At 71.3% G+C, this 15,019-nt stretch carries 16 protein-coding genes; 9 read left to right on the forward strand and 7 right to left on the reverse strand.

Going from position 1 to position 15,019, the window contains the following annotated elements:
* Nucleotides 1–12 precede the first annotated feature (12 nt).
* Nucleotides 13–735 carry a bifunctional 1-(5-phosphoribosyl)-5-((5-phosphoribosylamino)methylideneamino)imidazole-4-carboxamide isomerase/phosphoribosylanthranilate isomerase PriA gene (gene priA, locus KOI35_RS19545; RefSeq protein WP_215788946.1) on the forward strand — a complete coding sequence of 241 codons (723 nt, stop codon included), beginning with the start codon at nucleotides 13–15 and terminating at the stop codon, nucleotides 733–735.
* Here priA and KOI35_RS19550 read toward each other — a convergent pair.
* The gene (locus KOI35_RS19550; protein ID WP_215788947.1) at nucleotides 708–1,619 is read right to left on the reverse strand and encodes a LysR family transcriptional regulator; all 912 of its coding nucleotides are present in this window, start codon (nucleotides 1,617–1,619) and stop codon (nucleotides 708–710) included. The two genes, priA and KOI35_RS19550, sit on opposite strands and share 28 nt — an antisense overlap.
* 71 nt (nucleotides 1,620–1,690) lie before the next feature.
* Here KOI35_RS19550 and KOI35_RS19555 point away from each other — a divergent pair, with 71 nt between their 5' ends.
* The 3 genes from KOI35_RS19555 to KOI35_RS19565 all read left to right on the forward strand — a co-directional run bounded on the left by KOI35_RS19555 (nucleotide 1,691) and on the right by KOI35_RS19565 (nucleotide 5,407).
* Entirely contained in the window at nucleotides 1,691–2,566 is an 876-nt protein-coding gene (locus tag KOI35_RS19555) for an EamA family transporter (protein WP_215788948.1), read from the forward strand.
* A complete protein-coding gene (hisF, locus tag KOI35_RS19560; RefSeq protein WP_215788949.1) occupies nucleotides 2,563–3,324 on the forward strand; it encodes an imidazole glycerol phosphate synthase subunit HisF in 762 nt (253 codons plus the stop codon). The genes KOI35_RS19555 and hisF overlap by 4 nt, the downstream gene beginning before the upstream one ends.
* 259 nt (nucleotides 3,325–3,583) lie before the next feature.
* A complete protein-coding gene (locus KOI35_RS19565) occupies nucleotides 3,584–5,407 on the forward strand; it encodes an AMP-dependent synthetase/ligase (protein WP_215788950.1) in 1,824 nt (607 codons plus the stop codon).
* 20 nt (nucleotides 5,408–5,427) lie between these two features.
* Here the strand turns inward: KOI35_RS19565 and KOI35_RS19570 are convergent, their stop codons facing one another.
* Complete coding sequence (locus tag KOI35_RS19570; RefSeq protein ID WP_215788951.1) at nucleotides 5,428–6,279, reverse strand: sigma-70 family RNA polymerase sigma factor; 852 nt, start codon at nucleotides 6,277–6,279, stop codon at nucleotides 5,428–5,430.
* A 37-nt stretch (nucleotides 6,280–6,316) separates the two neighbouring features.
* Between KOI35_RS19570 and KOI35_RS19575 the strand changes: the two genes are divergently transcribed.
* The 3 genes from KOI35_RS19575 (at nucleotide 6,317) to KOI35_RS19585 (ending at nucleotide 8,162) form a co-directional block, all read left to right on the forward strand.
* The gene (locus KOI35_RS19575) at nucleotides 6,317–6,769 is read left to right on the forward strand and encodes a pyridoxamine 5'-phosphate oxidase family protein (RefSeq protein ID WP_215788952.1); all 453 of its coding nucleotides are present in this window, start codon (nucleotides 6,317–6,319) and stop codon (nucleotides 6,767–6,769) included.
* Nucleotides 6,770–6,782: 13 nt separating this feature from the next.
* Nucleotides 6,783–7,481 carry a helix-turn-helix transcriptional regulator gene (locus KOI35_RS19580; RefSeq protein WP_215788953.1) on the forward strand — a complete coding sequence of 233 codons (699 nt, stop codon included), beginning with the start codon at nucleotides 6,783–6,785 and terminating at the stop codon, nucleotides 7,479–7,481.
* 93 nt (nucleotides 7,482–7,574) lie between these two features.
* Nucleotides 7,575–8,162: a hypothetical protein gene (locus KOI35_RS19585; RefSeq protein ID WP_215788954.1), complete on the forward strand. Its 588-nt coding sequence runs from the start codon at nucleotides 7,575–7,577 to the stop codon at nucleotides 8,160–8,162.
* Here KOI35_RS19585 and KOI35_RS19590 read toward each other — a convergent pair.
* The 3 genes from KOI35_RS19590 to yczR all read right to left on the reverse strand — a co-directional run bounded on the left by KOI35_RS19590 (nucleotide 8,156) and on the right by yczR (nucleotide 11,191).
* Nucleotides 8,156–8,728 (reverse strand): TetR/AcrR family transcriptional regulator, encoded by a 573-nt coding sequence (locus KOI35_RS19590; RefSeq protein WP_215788955.1) that lies wholly within the window; start codon nucleotides 8,726–8,728, stop codon nucleotides 8,156–8,158. The two genes, KOI35_RS19585 and KOI35_RS19590, sit on opposite strands and share 7 nt — an antisense overlap.
* Nucleotides 8,725–9,666 (reverse strand): SDR family NAD(P)-dependent oxidoreductase, encoded by a 942-nt coding sequence (locus KOI35_RS19595; RefSeq protein WP_215788956.1) that lies wholly within the window; start codon nucleotides 9,664–9,666, stop codon nucleotides 8,725–8,727. The genes KOI35_RS19590 and KOI35_RS19595 overlap by 4 nt, the downstream gene beginning before the upstream one ends.
* A gap of 70 nt (nucleotides 9,667–9,736) precedes the next feature.
* Nucleotides 9,737–11,191 carry a MocR-like transcription factor YczR gene (gene yczR / locus KOI35_RS19600; protein WP_215788957.1) on the reverse strand — a complete coding sequence of 485 codons (1,455 nt, stop codon included), beginning with the start codon at nucleotides 11,189–11,191 and terminating at the stop codon, nucleotides 9,737–9,739.
* Nucleotides 11,192–11,250: 59 nt separating this feature from the next.
* On the opposite strand from yczR, the gene yczE reads away from it, so the two are divergent.
* Nucleotides 11,251–11,904, forward strand: coding sequence for a membrane protein YczE (gene yczE, locus KOI35_RS19605; RefSeq protein WP_215788958.1), 654 nt, complete (start codon nucleotides 11,251–11,253; stop codon nucleotides 11,902–11,904).
* A gap of 110 nt (nucleotides 11,905–12,014) precedes the next feature.
* Nucleotides 12,015–12,443, forward strand: a complete 429-nt coding sequence (locus KOI35_RS19610; RefSeq protein ID WP_215788959.1) for a hypothetical protein — start codon at nucleotides 12,015–12,017, stop codon at nucleotides 12,441–12,443.
* On the opposite strand, the gene KOI35_RS19615 is transcribed toward KOI35_RS19610, so the two are convergent.
* Both KOI35_RS19615 and KOI35_RS19620 read right to left on the reverse strand, forming a co-directional pair.
* A complete protein-coding gene (locus KOI35_RS19615; RefSeq protein WP_215789479.1) occupies nucleotides 12,426–13,649 on the reverse strand; it encodes an MFS transporter in 1,224 nt (407 codons plus the stop codon). The two genes, KOI35_RS19610 and KOI35_RS19615, sit on opposite strands and share 18 nt — an antisense overlap.
* Nucleotides 13,650–13,778: 129 nt before the next feature.
* Nucleotides 13,779–14,939 (reverse strand): S8 family peptidase, encoded by a 1,161-nt coding sequence (locus KOI35_RS19620; RefSeq protein WP_215788960.1) that lies wholly within the window; start codon nucleotides 14,937–14,939, stop codon nucleotides 13,779–13,781.
* Nucleotides 14,940–15,019: the final 80 nt, after the last annotated feature.

Below are 15,019 nucleotides of genomic sequence, written 5' to 3' on the forward strand. Positions count from 1 at the left end.
GATGGAGAAGAAATGACGCTTGAGCTGCTGCCCGCCGTCGACGTCGCGGACGGTCAGGCCGTCCGCCTGGTGCAGGGCGCCGCCGGTTCCGAGACGACCTACGGCGACCCGCTCGACGCGGCGCTGGCCTGGCAGAACGACGGCGCCGAGTGGGTGCACCTGGTCGACCTGGACGCGGCCTTCGGGCGGGGCTCAAACGCTGAGCTGCTGGCGAACGTGGTCGGCCGGCTCGACGTCAAGGTGGAGCTGTCCGGCGGCATCCGCGACGACGAGTCGCTGACCCGGGCCCTGTCCACCGGCTGCGCGCGGGTCAACATCGGCACCGCCGCGCTGGAGGATCCGGAGTGGTGCGACCGGGTGGTGGCCGAATACGGCGACCGCGTGGCCATCGGCCTCGACGTGCGCGGCCGCACGCTGTCGGCCCGGGGCTGGACCCGCGACGGCGGCGACCTCTACGAGGTTCTGGCCCGGCTCGACAAGGCGGGCGCGTCCCGCTACGTCGTCACCGACATCACCAAGGACGGCACCATGCGCGGCCCCAACCTCGACCTGCTGCGCGAGGTGTGCGCGGCCACCGACAAGCCGGTGATCGCCAGCGGTGGCGTGTCCACCCTGGACGACCTGCGGGCGCTGGCCACGCTGGAGCCGGTCGGGGTCGAGGGTGTGATCGCGGGCAAGGCGCTCTACGCGGGCGCGTTCACGGTGCGTCAGGCGCTGGACGTGCTCGCCGGCTGACCCGCTCGGCGCCACGACTCGCGGATGGCATCCACGGCCGCTCCCACGGCGGGGCGGGCCGCGGAGGCCTCGCGCCAGGCGACCACGACCCGGCGCCGTGGTTGCGGCGTGACGGCTACGACCCGTACGGCGGAAGGAAGTTTTTCCGATCGGGCGAGACGGGGGATGATCGCGACACCGAGCCCGGCCGCGATCAGGGTCAGCTGGGTCTCGAACTCGCTGACGTGGAAATCGGGCTGCACCCCGGGCAGCACGCGCAGCAGCCACTCGTGGCAGATGTCGCCCTGATTCGCGGCGATCCATCGCTCGCCCCGGATCCGCGCCAGCGTGACCGTGGCGCCGAACCGGTGGCCGCTCGGCACGATCAGGTCGGCGACGTCCCAGCCCAGCTCGACGTGCGCGACGCCGGCGGGGTAACGCAGCGCCACTTCGGGCCAGTCGTCGAGCACGGCCAGGTCGACGTGCCCGCGGTGCAGCATCTCGAGACCCTCGTGCGGGTTCACCTCGACCAGCCCCGTGTTGAGCTGCGGGTGCTCGGAAGCCAGGCGATGGAGCGCGAACGGGAGAAGGGCGCGGCACGCCGTGGCGAACGCCGCCACCGTGAGCCGTCCGGTGACCGTGTCGCGATGGGCGGCCAGCGCCGCCTCGGCCTCGTCGACGGTGGCCAGCACCTTCTCGGCGTGCCGGGCCAGCACCTGACCGGCCTCGGTGAGCCGCAACCGCCGCCCGTCCTTCTCGACCAGTGTGGTGCCGGTCTCGCGCTCGAGCTTGGCCAGTTGCTGCGACACCGCGGACGGGGTGCAGTGCAGGGCCTCGCCGGCCGCCAGCACCGTCTTGTAGCTGGCCACGGCGTGCAGGGCGCGGAGCCGACCCAGATCGATCATTCAGTCACGCTACATCTTGGGTGAAGCGCATTTCGATGGTGCTTAACTGTCGACCGGCCCAGGATCAGACCATGAGACCACGCGACATCGGGCTGGCCGTCGCTGTCATGGCGGTCTGGGGCGTCAACTTCGTCATGATCGAGGTCGGCCTCGACCACTTCCCGCCGCTGCTGTTCAACGCGCTGCGCTTCACCGCGGCCGCATTCCCGGCGGTGCTGTTCGCAGGCCGCCCGCAGGTGCCGTGGCGCTGGATCGTCGCCGTCGGTCTGATCCTCGGTGTCACCAAGTTCTCGCTGCTGTTCGCGGGTATGGCGGCCGGGATGCCGGCCGGGCTGAGCTCGCTCGTGCTGCAGAGCCAGGCCGTGTTCACGATGGTCTTCGCCGTGCTGCTGCTGCGCGAGCGGCCGCGCCCGGTGCAGATCGCCGGCCTGGTCGTCGCCGTCGCCGGGGTGGGTCTGGTGGCCACCCGGATGGGCGCGGCGATCGGCGCGTTCCTGCTCATCGTGGGCGCGGCCGCCTGCTGGGGGCTGTCCAACATCGCCACCCGCAAGGCGTCGCCGCCGGACACGCTGCGCTTCATGGTCTGGGTCAGCGCGGTCGCGTCGGGCCCGCTGATCGTGCTGTCGCTGCTGATCGACGGTCCTTCGGCCGACCTGGCCGCGGTCCGGTCGATCACCTGGGACGCGGTCGCCGCGGTGCTCTACGTCGCGCTGATCTCGACACTGGCCGGGTTCGCGGTGTGGGGCAACCTGCTCAAGCGGTACGGCGCGTCGACCGTCGCGCCGTTCTCGATGCTGGTCCCGTTCTTCGGCATGGCGTCGGCGGCCGTCTTCCTGGGCGAGCGGATCCACGCCATCGACGTCGCCGGGGGCGTGCTCGTGGTCGGCGGCATCCTGCTGGGCCTTGTGAGAACGCCTGCACCCAGGCTGGTTAGGGTGGATGCATGACGGTTGCCGTACGCGTGATCCCCTGCCTCGACGTGGACGCGGGCCGCGTCGTCAAGGGGGTCAACTTCGTCGACCTGCGCGATGCCGGTGACCCGGTCGAGCTGGCCGCCGCGTACGACGAGGCCGGGGCCGACGAGCTGACCTTCCTCGACGTCACGGCGTCGTCGGACGACCGCGGCACGATGCTCGACGTCGTACGGCGTACGGCGGAATCGGTCTTCATCCCCCTGACGGTCGGCGGGGGAGTGCGCTCGGCCGGGAATGTCGACGTGCTGCTGCGTGCGGGCGCCGACAAGGTGGGCGTCAACACGGCGGCGATCGCCCGGCCCGCCCTGATCGAAGAGATCGCGACCCGCTTCGGCAACCAGGTGCTGGTGCTCTCGCTCGACGTGCGCCGGTCGGCCGGGCAGCCGAGCGGCTGGGAGGTCACCACCCACGGCGGCCGCCGCAGCGCCGGCCTCGACGCGATCGAGTGGGCCGAGCGCGTGGCCACCCTGGGCGCGGGCGAGATCCTGCTCAACTCGATGGACGCCGACGGCACCAAGGCCGGCTTCGACCTCGACCTGATCGCCGCCGTCCGCAAGGTGGTCGACATCCCGGTGATCGCCAGTGGGGGCGCGGGGGCGGTCGGGCATTTCCCGCCCGCGGTGGCCGCCGGGGCCGACGCCGTGCTGGCCGCCAGTGTCTTCCACTTCGGCGAGCTGACCATCGCTGAGGTCAAGCAGTCGTTGCGGGACGCCGGAAATCCCGTTCGCTGAGTTACATAGGCTGGAAATGTGCTGTGAGTATGACCGCGGTCACATTCCCGGCAAAGTGCTCGTTTGATGGCCATCTAGATAGCGCCGAGACCGTTTCACGTCGTGAGACGACGCCGATCGACGGTCGATAGACTTGGGAGGAAAGATCCCCGGTCGTGCCGGTGCCGGGGCGGCACTAGCCCTCCCGCCGCCGTGCCAATACCCTTTCGGTTACTCACAAGTTAACTCCCCCGTATCACTCGGACATAAGGCGGCGCCGATGGCTCTCGAGGTTCCCTACCGGTCGATCCCCGACATGTTCTTCCAGCGCGTGGCCGCCACCCCCAACGGTCAGGCCTTCGCCGTCCCCAACGCGGACGACACCGGCATGGTCTGGTTCACCTGGGCACAGGTCGGCGAGCGGGCGACGGCGATCGCGGCGGGCCTTCGTGACCTCGGTGTCGGTCTCGAAGACCGGGTCGCCATCCTCTCCGGCACCCGGTTCGAGTGGGTCCTGGCCGACCTCGGCATCAACTGTGCCGGCGGCGCCACCACCACGGTCTATCCGACGACCGAGCCCGAAGACGCCAGCTACATCATCAGCAACTCCGGCTCCAAGGTGCTGATCGCCGAAAACGCGAAGCAGGCGCTGAAGATCGCCGGCGTCGACACCGACGTCACCCACGTCGTGCTCATCGACGGCCCGGCCGACGCCGGGGCCACCCCGCCGCAGATGACGCTGACCGAGCTCGAGGAGCGCGGCGCCGCCGTCCTGCGCGACCGCCCGAAGCTGATCGAAGAGGTGGTCGAGAGCATCGGCCCCGAGCACCTCGCCACCCTCATCTACACCTCCGGCACCACCGGCCGGCCCAAGGGCGTGCAGCTGCTGCACGCGGGCTGGACCTGGGAGGGCGTGGCCCAGCAGGGTCTCGGCCTGTTCGAGTCGAGCGACCTGCAGTACCTGTGGCTGCCGCTGTCCCACTCGTTCGGCAAGACGCTGCTGTGCGGCATCATCCACGTCGGCGTGCCGACCTACGTCGACGGCCGGGTCGACAAGCTGGTCGACATGCTCTCGGTGGTCAAGCCGACGCTCATGTGCGCCGCGCCCCGCATCTTCGAAAAGGTCTACAACAAGACCGTCACCACCGCGCTGTCCGGCAGCCCGGCCAAGGTCAAGATCTTCCACTGGGCGGTCGCCACCGGCCGGCAGAAGGTCGAGCTCGAGCAGGCCGGCAAGCCGCTGCCCGGCGCCCTCAAGCTGAAGTTCGCGGTGGCCGAGCGGCTCGTCTTCTCGAAGCTGCAGCAGCGCCTCGGCGGCCGGCTGCGCGTGCTGGTCAGCGGCTCGGCGCCGCTCAGCCGCGAGATCGCCGAGTTCTTCGCGGCGGCCAACCTGCCGATCATGGAGGGCTACGGCCTGACCGAGAGCAGCGCGGCCAACTTCGTCAACCGGCTCGACAAGCTCCGGATCGGCACGGTCGGCCTCCCGCTGGGCGACCTCGAGTGCAAGATCGACACGGACGGCGAGGTGCTGCTGCGCGGCAAGCCGGTCATGCGGGGCTACCACGACCTGCCCAAGGAGACCGCCGAGGCGTTCACCGAAGACGGCTTCCTGCGCACCGGTGACATCGGCGAGGTCGACGCGGACGGCTTCCTGAAGATCACCGACCGCAAGAAAGACCTGGTCAAGACGTCGGGCGGCAAATACATCGCGCCCAGCGCGATCGAGGGCCAGTTCAAGGCCGTGTGCCCCTACACCTCGCAGGCGGTGGTGGTCGGCCAGGCCCGCAACTTCGTCACCATGCTGATCTCGCTCGACGAGGACTCGATCAAGGCGTGGGCCACGGGCGGGCCGCTCGAGGGCAAGAGCTACGAAGAGATCGTGACCGCCGCCGAGACCGAGAAGATGGTCGAGGGCTACGTGGCCGAGCTCAACGCCAAGCTCAACCGGTGGGAGACGATCAAGAAGTTCGCGATCCTCCCGCGCGACCTGAGTATCGAGGCGGGCGAGATCACGCCGTCCATGAAGATCAAGCGCCGCTCGGTCGAGTCCAACTTCGCCGAGCAGATCGACAAGATGTACGCGGGTTCGCTCGCGCAGATCTGACCGTTGGCTGACGGAGCGGGTCACCCCACCTCGGTGGCGGTGATCCGCTCCGGGTCGGCCACCTGCTCGATGGCCGAGATCCAGCCCGCCTCGTCGTCGAACGTCAGGAAGAACGCCACCCGCACCTGACCCTCCGAGGCCCAGACCAGACCCGGTACGCCGTCGAGCAGCGCGACGGTCGCCGCGTGCGCCCGCCCGTTGAAGATCCCGGCCACGTCGGTCGCGCCCCGGACGAACTCGCCGGCCCCCATCCGTACGGAAGAAGTGTCGGCCCGCAGCTCCACCTCGGGGTCGAGCAGCGTGAGCAGCCGGTCGAAGTCTCCGCCCCGCGCCGCGGCCAGGAAAGCCTCCACGATCTCGCGGCGGCGCACCGAGAGAGCCGGCGCGGCCCCGCCCTGCACCTTTCGCCGGGCCCGGCTCGCCAGTTGCCGGGCCGCCGCCGGCGAGCCCCCGATGATCGGCGCGATCTCACCGAACGGCACCGCGAACAGATCATGCAGCACGAACGCGAGCCGCTCGCCCGGGCTCAGCGTGTCGAGCACCAGCTGCAGCGCGGGCCCGAGGGCGTCGTACTGAACCGCCTGATGCTCCGGCCCGGGCTCGACGATCGGCAGGTCTTCGGGGATCTCGGCCGGGTCTTCGCGCCGCGCTGTCCGCGAGCGCAGCATGTCGAGGCAGACCCGGGAGACCACGGTGGTCAGCCAGCCGGTCAGGTTGTCGATCTCGCCCGCGTCGGCCCGGCTCAGCCGCACCCACGCCTCCTGCACCGCGTCGTCGGCCTCGTCGGCCGAGCCGAGGATCCGCCCGGCGACCGTGCGCAGGTGGGCCCGGTCCCGCTCGAAGCGGGCGGCCAGCACATCGAGCTCGTTCATCGTCACACCTGTTTCGGCGGGCCGCTACGCTACGGCGGTGGCTGACGAACCTCGTACCAAGGAGCAGCGTAAGGCGGATGTGCTCGCCCGTCTGTCCGCACCGGTGGCCGACGCTTTCGTGGCGACGGCTGACGGCGACCAACCGGCCCTGGTGCCGTTCACGCTCTGCTGGTTCGGCGAGCGGTTACTGCTGGCCACGGGCCGGAAGTCCATCACGGTCCGCAACCTCACCGCGTCCGGCCGGGCGCGGATCGGTTTCGCCCCGACCCGTGACGTGATCATGATCGATGTCGCGCTCGAGGCGACCCTGCCGGTCGCTTCGGCTGAGGCTGAGGGTGCCGCCTACGCCGAGCAGAACGACTGGGACCCGCGCGAGGCCGGGGAGGCGTACGTCTTCCTGGTGCTGCGGCCCGTACGCATCCAGGCCTGGCGCGAGGAGAACGAGCTGCCCGGCCGCCTCCTGATGCGCGACGGCGAGTGGCTGGTCTGACCTTCCTCCCGACGTGAACCGCACCGATCGTCTGTATGCCCTCGTCGAGGAACTGCGGCGGGTCGCGCCGCGCACCCGGACGGCGGCCTGGCTGGCCCAGCGGTTCGAGGTCAGCCCCCGCACGATCGAGCGCGATCTGGACGCGCTGCGCCAGGGTGGCGTGCCGATCTGGGCCACCGAGGGGCGCAGCGGCGGTTACGGGCTCGACCGCGACCGGACGCTGCCTCCGCTCGCGCTCACGGCCGGTGAGGCGATGGCGGTCACGGTCGGTTTGCGGGCACTGGCCGGCTCACCCTTCGCCACGGCGGCGGCGACCGCGGCCCGCAAGGTGCTGGCGGGTCTGCCGGCCGACGTCCGCGACGCCGAGGAGGCGCTGGCCGGTCGTCTGCACACGGTCAAGGACGATCAAGGGCTTTCCCCGTACGCGGATCAGGTCGTCACCGCCGTGGCCGGTCGGCTCGTGCTGCGGCTGGCCTACGTCGACGCCCACGGCGTGGCCAGCGAGCGTGAGGTCGAGCCGTTGAGCCTGCTCCAGGGCCCGCACGGCTGGTATCTGGTCGGCTGGTGCCGGCTGCGCCGGGCCGTCCGGGGGTTCCAGCTCGACCGCCTGCGTGACGTCACCCCGACCGGCGAGACGGCCGCGCCGCGCGAGGTCGACCTGACCTCCGAGCTGGACCGGATCGCCGCCCGCCCCCTGCTCGATCTGGAGTGACCCGGCCGCCTCGACTGCTGCTTACCGGGCGTGACCGGGATCACGACAAAACTCCGACATGACGGTGTCGCCGACCTGGACGAGTCTGGGGTCATGACTGTTCGACCTGACGAGATCCCGGCCGTGTGGTGCCGGATGTGGAGCGAGGACGCCTCGCTCGCCCACCAGCTGATGACCGCCGACGCCCGGCAATGGTCCGGCGTGGTCGACGCGCTCGACCCGCTGATCGGCCCCGGTCCGGCCGAGGCGTTCGTCCGCACCTACCAGCGCGACGTCGGCAACGTCTTCCACGCGCGCACGCTCGTGATCGACGGTGCCGACCGGCTCGCGTACACCTGGGACGTCACCCGCCCCGACGGTAGCGTCACCACCGGCGCCGACGTGTGCTTCCTGCGCGACGGGCGGGTCGCCGAGAACTGGACCCTCCCGTCCGCGGACGGTCGCTCGGACCTCCCCGACGCGACCACGCCGACCGGCTCGCGGCTGACCCGCGACGATCTGCTCGCCCTGACCGCCGACGCCCATCCGTGGCACCGCGAGCGGGTCGTGGACGTGGCGCGCCAGACCGTGGCCGGCGTCTGGGACGACGGCGAACGGGGCGGTATCGCCGTCCTGGTCGTGGCGGGCGGACGCGTCGAGCGCGAGTGGTCGATCCCGGGAACCCGCAAGCTGTCCTACTGAGGCTTGGCCAGCAGGCCGATCAGGGTGCGCAGGCCGTCGCCGAGGTCGGCCCAGCCGGTGCGGGGACGGAGCCGGCCACTGGCGTCCGAGTCGATCAGCCCGTGTGCGGTGGCGAAGATCAGGATCGCGAGATGATCGGTCGGTGTGGCGGGCAGGGCGCCGGCGGCCTGCCCGTCCCCGACGATCGCGGCGAACTCGCTCAGCGCCTCTTCCGCGGCGCTGCTCAGCGGGCCGGCCGTCGCGGCGATCGCCGGGTTGTTGAACAGGAGCCGGTAGCGCGCCGGATGGTCCTGGCTGAAGCGGACCACGACGTCGAGCGCGGCCAGCAGGCACTCGATCGGTTCCGGCTCCGATCCTCGGACCTGCCGGAACGACTCGGCGATGGTCCGGAAATCGGCGGCGGCCACCCCGGCCAGCAGGTCGTCGCGTGCGGCGAAGTGCTTGTAGGGCGCGTTGTGCGAGACGCCGATCGCCGCGCCGACCGCCCGCAGCGTGACGGCGGCCTCCCCACCGTTGTCGAGCAGTTCGGCGGCGGCGACGACCAGCCGGTCGGCGGTGCTCGTCACGACTCCGCCGGTTCGTCGTCATCGGCCGGCACGGCATCGGCCCGCGGGTGGACGAGCGTCTCCGAATCGGCCCACAACTTGGCCGCGCGCTGCTCGTCATAGGAGATCCGCGACGACCGTACGGCCGCGAGCTTTCCGTCGTTGGCCTGAAAGTACTTTCCGGAGCCGTCGGCGTGGGCGGGATCGACGGCGAGCTCGGCCAGGGCGGCCCCCGAGAAGGCGACGTCGGACGTCGTGACGCCGAGCCGCTGGGACACCCACTTCATGGCGGCGCTGGTCGCGATCCACCGGACCGGCGCGGGCATCTGACGGAGAAAAGCGGTTTCCGGTACGGACCCAGGGTCGTACGCGATCGACGACACCCGCCGGCCGGCCGCGCGGAGACGCCGGTCCAGCTCGTACGAATACATGACCGTGCACAGCTTCGAGGTGGAGTAGCGCTTCCCGGCCGAGAGCCGGCCCTCGGCGGCCAGCGCCATCGCGTCGGGCTCGGCCGCCGCCCCGACCAGCCGCCCGTCCATCGAGTCGGGGTCGTGGGTGCCGCTCGCGGTCCAGACGACCCGGCCGCCGTCGGCGACCCGGTCGAGCAGCAGCTCGACCAGCAGGAAGTGCCCGAGGCAGTTCGTCGCGAAGGTGTTCTCGTAGCCGTCCGGGCTGTAGGTGACCGGTCCGTCGAAGCGGCCGCCCGCATTGCAGATGATCGTGTCGAGCTCTCCGTGGAACTCGGCCGCCGCCGCCCGTACGGACGCCAGCGAGGACGTGTCGAGCGTCAGCGTGGACACGGCCACGTCGTGGGCCGCGCGCAGCTCGTCGGCGACCGTCTTCATGCGGTCGGGGCTGCGCCCGGCCAGCACGAGATCGACGCCGTCGGCGGCCAGGGCCCGTACGGCAGCCAGGCCGATGCCCGAGTGGCCGCCGGTGATCAGAACGGTGGTCATGCGTCGCCTCCCTCCGAGGTTGACAACGTCAACCTAACTCGGCGGGTTGACAACGTCAACCTAGGCGGTACTAGGCGATCACCGCCGGCGTTCGCCAGGACGGGGTGGCGGTGCGGTCCAGGTCGTGGCGCACCGAGGCGATTCGCCGTACGGCCTCGGTCAGCTCGTCCGGCGGCAGCGTGAACGGCAGCCGCAGGAAGCGCTCCAACGTGCCGTCGAGGCCGAAACGGGGGCCGGGAGCCAGCCGCACACCCAGGTCTTCGGCCGCCCGGGCCAGGGCGCTCGAGATCGGCCCGTCCAGCTCGGCCCACAGGGAGGCCCCGCCCCGAGGCAGCGTGAACTCCCACTCCGGCAGCAGTTCGCGCAGGGTCGCGGCCAGCGCGTCGCGTCGTTCCCGGAGCCGGGTGCGGCGCTCGGCCAGGATCTGCGGGGCCTGGGCCAGGAGGCGTACGGCGACGAGCTGCTCGAGCACCGGGCTGGCCATGTCGACGCCGACCCGGATCGCGGCCAGCCGCTGCACCAGCGGGGCCGAGGCGCGCACCCAGCCGATCCGCAGGCCACCCCAGTAGCCCTTGCTCATGCCGCCGATCGACACCACCCGCGAGTGCCGGTCGAAGACGGCCACCGGGGGCGGCATCTCCTGGCCCTCGAGCGCGAGGTCGACCCACGACTCGTCGACCACCAGCTCGGTGCCGGTCGAGTGGGCCGTGGCGACCAGGCGCTCGCGCAGCTCGGCCGTCATCAGGTGACCGGTCGGATTGTGGAACTCCGGGATCACGTACGAGAGACGCGGTCGTTGCTGCCGCAGGGCGCCGAGCAGCATCTCGCCGTCCCAGCCGGTCTCGGCGTCGAGCCCGTGGGTGTTGATCCGGGCGCGGCGCGCGGCCAGGGCGGCCAGCGCGTTCGGATAGGTCGGTGCCTCGACCAGCACGGGCGAACCGGCCGGGACCGAGAGCCGCAACACCAGGTCGAGGGCCTGCTGGGTGCCCGCGGTGATCAGGATCTGCTCGGCCGAGGTGGCCACGCCGCGTTCGCGGTAGCCGGCCGCCACCACGTCGCGCAGCTCCATCAGGCCGGTCGGGTGGTAGCCGGCGCTGCCCAGGTAGCGGGGCAGGTCGTCGGCCGCGGCCCGGGCGGCCGGCACCAGCTCGACCGGCGCCGCCGACGCGGCCACGCCCAGGTCGATCATGTCGCGGTCGTCGCCGGCCGCCCACAGCCCCGAGGTGGCGACCCGGTGGCCGTGCGGCAGCGTGGTCCAGCTGCCCGCCCCGCGGCGACTGGTCAGGTGGCCGGTCTCGCGCAGCGTGCGATAGGCGGCGCTGACCGTGGTGCGGCTGACCGCGAGCGACTCGGCCAGCTCGCGTTCGGCCGGGAGGCGTACGCCCAACGGCAGTCGCCCGTCGCTGAGCAGCCCGCGCACCGCGGCGGCCAGGGCGGCGTAGTCGGGGCTGCGGTGGCGGCCGGGCAGGGCGTGCCACTGACCGAGCAGGCGGGCCAATTGGCTCCCGCGTATCGTCGTGGTCACATCCACCTCCGGCGAATTGGCTCTTCAGCTTCCCATGATTGGCCCTCAGAGTGGCATTCATGGAACCGAGTGGCAACGGAGATCGTCGTCTCACCCGTCGCGTCGTCCAGCTCTTCGCCGGGCTGGTGCTCTACGGCGTGAGCATGGCCTTCATGGTCGAGTCGGCGCTCGGGCTGAACCCGTGGGACGTCTTCCACCAGGGCCTGTCCAAGGTCACCGGGATCAGCTTCGGCTGGGTGGTGATCCTGCTCGGCATCCCGATCCTGCTGCTGTGGATCCCGCTGCGGCAGCGGCCCGGCTTCGGCACCATCGCCAACCTGGTCGTCGTCGGCTTCGCGGTGGACGGGGCGCTGGCCGTGCTGCCCGCCGGCGGCACGATACCGGCCCGCATCGGCTACCTGGTCGGCGGCATCCTGTTGAACGGGCTGGCCACCGGCCTGTACATCGGCAGCCGGTTCGGTCCGGGCCCGCGCGACGGCCTGATGACCGGCATCGTCGGACGATTCCCGCGGCTGTCGATCCGGCTCGTCCGTACGGCGATCGAACTGCTCGTCCTGGGGGTGGGATTCCTGCTCGGGGGCACTGTGGGCATCGGCACGGTGGCGTACGCTCTGGCCATCGGGCCGCTCGTCCATGTGTTCCTGCCGTGGTGCACGGTCGCGGAGCGACCCTCACGTTCACTCACGGCGCCCGCCGTGTCCGCAGTGGACTGAGCGATTCGCCCCACTGATTCGGTTTAGCGTCCAAGATCATCGGTCACAGCTTTGTGATCATCGCGACACATTCGCTTCCCGGCACCCCCCTCGCGCGGCATCATTGCGGCATGGGGGCTGGTGACTGGTTATGGAACGACGCCTGGATCTTCGTGTCGGCGGTCATCGCCGAGCGGCTGGAGCGTGACCGGGCCCTGCACGCCGCTCTGCCGATGGCCGGGGCCAGCCTGGCCGACGTCCTCGCCGCGGCCGACTTCCTGCACCACGCGGTGCCGAGCCGGGCCGAGCTCGAGGAGGCCGTACGCCGTCTGGCCGGAGCCGGTCTCATCGTGGTGGAGGACGACCTGGTCGAGGTGGCGCCGGCCGGGGAGCAGCTGTGGCGCAGCCGCCCGTTCAGCGGGCTCTCCTCGGCCGTGATGACGCTGCAGGCCCAGCTCAACCGGGCCGCCGAGCCGGGCGACGCCGACTGGAGCCTGGACGAGCAGACCTACAACGCGGCCGTACGGGAATACAGCCACCGGCTAGCCGACGGCCGATGACTCCTCGAGCGGGCGCATCTCGCGGATGGCCGGCGAGAACGTCGCCACGAGGGCCGAGCTCGACACCGCGGTCGCGAACAGCAGCACGCTGACGGTCGGGTTCCACAGCGTGACGAAGACCCCGGCCAGCAGCGGAGCGGCCGCCGCGGCCGACATCGCCACCATGAAGATCACGCTGAGCACCCGCCCCTGCAGCCGGTCCGGCGTGATCGCGGCCTGATAGCCGAACAGGGCCGCGTTGCAGGCCGGCCCGACGAAGATGGCCAGCGCCACCGGGGCGGCCGCGGCCACACTCATCGTGAGCAGGGCGCTGAGCGCCAGGAACACGGTGGCCGCCCAGCCCAGCCCGCGGATCAGCGCCGCGAACGACAGCCGGCGCAGCAGAAACGGGGCGGCCAGCGCGCCGATCAGCCCGCCGGCCCCGACGATCGTCTCGGTCAGACCGATCACCCCGGGCGGCACGTCGTGGCTCTGCAGGGTCACGATGATCGTGAAGATCGAGCCGAACAGGGCGAAGTTCAGCGGGGCCGCGATGAGCAGCACGGCCCGCAGGAACGGGTTGCCGAAGACGAACCGGATGCCCTCGAGCAGGGCCGCCGCGTGGCCGGGCTGGTCCCCGGCCGGGACCGGGGACTGCAGCGGCTTGCGGATCAGGGCGACGCCGATCAGCGAGGCCAGGTAGGACACGGCGTTGCCGAGGAACGGCAGCGCGGGCGCCAGGCCGAACAGCAGGCCGCCGATCGGGGGGCCGGCCAGCGAGGTGCCGTAGCTGCGGGCCTCGTTGCGGGCCACGGCGTCGGGCAGCTGGGTGGCCGGCACGATGCTGCGCAGCGACGCGTGCTCGGTGGTGTTGAACAGCGAGCCGCAGATCGCGTCCACGATGGCCACCACGACGATCGCGGCCAGGCCGGCCCGATTGAGAGCGACGGCCACGGCGAGCCCGGCGAACGCCAGGAGCCGGATGACGTCGCAGGTCAGCATGGCCCGGCGGCGGTTGAGCCGGTCGGCCAGCACGCCGGACGGGAGGCGGCAGATCAGTTTGGCCACCTGGGCCGCGGTGCCGACCGCGCCCGCCTTCACGGGGGAACCGGTGACCTCGAGGACGAGCAGCGGGATGGCCAGCATGGCGATCGCGCCGCCCAGGTCGGACAGGCTCTGGCTGGTCCACAGCAGAGTGAATTCGCGGTTGCGCCAGAGGGGTGTCATCACGGCGGAATTCCGACGGAGCGCAGTCTCATGGTCACGCAGTGCAGGATATGTACTGCATCCGATCTCTGCCGTCGACTGACATCTATCCGCTACGGTGCCCAGCCCCGGAGAGCTGGGCACCGTCCATCACTGCACGACGAACAGCAGGCGGTTCGGGGAGCCGCTGCCGGGGTTCGTCACGACACCCGTCGTCGCGTTGTTGACCAGGCTGTCGCGCACCTGTGCGGGGGTGTAGCCGGTGTTCCGCGAGAGCGCCAGCGCCGCCGCCCCGGCCACGTGCGGGCTGGCCATCGACGTTCCGCTGATCGTGTTGGTCGCGGTGTTCGACGTGTACCAGTCCGACGTGATCGACGAGCCCGGCGCGAAGATGTCCAGGCAGGTGCCGTAGTTCGAGTAGCTGGCCCGGGCGTCCGTGCTGGTGGTCGCGCCGACCGTGATCGCCGCGGCGACGCGGGCGGGCGACGAGTTGCAGGCGTTGGCGCTCGAGTTGCCGGCCGCCAGCGCGTACGTGACACCGCTCGAGATGGACCGCGCGACCGCACTGTCGAGCGTGCTGCTGACCCCGCCGCCGAGGCTCATGTTGGCCACCGCCGGCTTGACCGCGTTGCTGGTCACCCAGTTGACGCCGGCGATGACGCCCGCCGTGGTGCCGCTGCCCGAGCAGTTGAGCACGCGCACGCCGACCAGCCGGACGCCCTTGGCGACGCCGTAGGTGATGCCGCCGACGGTGCCGGCCACGTGGGTGCCGTGCCCGTTGCAGTCCACCGCGCCCGAGCCGACCGCGTCGTAGCCCGCGGTGGCGCGCCCGCCGAAGTCGTTGTGCGCGTAGCGGATGCCGGTGTCGATGATGTACGCCGTCACGTTGGAGGCGGTCACCGGATAGGTGTAGGTCGTGCTCAACGGCCGGTTCCGCTGGTCGATGCGGTCGAGGCCCCAGGTGGCGTTGTTCTGGGTGGCGCTGAGGGAGATGGTCTGGTTCTGCTCCACGTACGCGACGTCGGGGCTGGCCGCGAGCCGCTTGGCCTGGGCCTCGGACATGGCGGCCTCGTAGCCGTTGATCACGGCGAGGTTCTGGCGGACGGCGCCGCCGTAGCTCTTGGCGAGCGCCGCGGACGACTTGGCGCCGGCCTTCAGGACGACGATGTAGCTGCCGGAGATCGCGGTGGCGGAACCGGCCATCCGGACCTCTCCGGTGGCGGGGGCGGCGGCGGCGGGGGAACCGGTCGCGACCGCGGCGGTGACCGCGGCGAGCAGGCCGGTGGCCAGGATGCGGGGAGTAGTCGCCATGCTCTTCCTCTCTCGAACGAGCGGGAAGTGAATAGACGGTTGTCTCTTCAGCTACGCGCAGTTTAAAAGTGATGTCTCTC

The sequence above is a fragment of the Paractinoplanes bogorensis genome (assembly GCF_018829635.1).
GTDB lineage: Bacteria > Actinomycetota > Actinomycetes > Mycobacteriales > Micromonosporaceae > Actinoplanes > Actinoplanes bogorensis.

Bases quoted from the DNA above. Each gene is read 5' to 3' on its own strand.
- KOI35_RS19615 (WP_215789479.1), bottom strand. From the start codon at position 13,649: ATGACACCCCTCTGGCGCAACCGCGAATTCACTCTGCTGTGGACCAGC.
- KOI35_RS19585 (WP_215788954.1), top strand. From the start codon at position 7,575: ATGACTGTTCGACCTGACGAGATCCCGGCCGTGTGGTGCCGGATGTGG.
- KOI35_RS19610 (WP_215788959.1), top strand. From the start codon at position 12,015: ATGGGGGCTGGTGACTGGTTATGGAACGACGCCTGGATCTTCGTGTCG.
- KOI35_RS19570 (WP_215788951.1), bottom strand. From the start codon at position 6,279: ATGAACGAGCTCGATGTGCTGGCCGCCCGCTTCGAGCGGGACCGGGCC.
- KOI35_RS19620 (WP_215788960.1), bottom strand. From the start codon at position 14,939: ATGGCGACTACTCCCCGCATCCTGGCCACCGGCCTGCTCGCCGCGGTC.
- KOI35_RS19555 (WP_215788948.1), top strand. From the start codon at position 1,691: ATGAGACCACGCGACATCGGGCTGGCCGTCGCTGTCATGGCGGTCTGG.
- priA (WP_215788946.1), top strand. From the start codon at position 13: ATGACGCTTGAGCTGCTGCCCGCCGTCGACGTCGCGGACGGTCAGGCC.
- yczE (WP_215788958.1), top strand. From the start codon at position 11,251: ATGGAACCGAGTGGCAACGGAGATCGTCGTCTCACCCGTCGCGTCGTC.
- KOI35_RS19550 (WP_215788947.1), bottom strand. From the start codon at position 1,619: ATGATCGATCTGGGTCGGCTCCGCGCCCTGCACGCCGTGGCCAGCTAC.
- KOI35_RS19565 (WP_215788950.1), top strand. From the start codon at position 3,584: ATGGCTCTCGAGGTTCCCTACCGGTCGATCCCCGACATGTTCTTCCAG.
- KOI35_RS19595 (WP_215788956.1), bottom strand. From the start codon at position 9,666: ATGACCACCGTTCTGATCACCGGCGGCCACTCGGGCATCGGCCTGGCT.
- hisF (WP_215788949.1), top strand. From the start codon at position 2,563: ATGACGGTTGCCGTACGCGTGATCCCCTGCCTCGACGTGGACGCGGGC.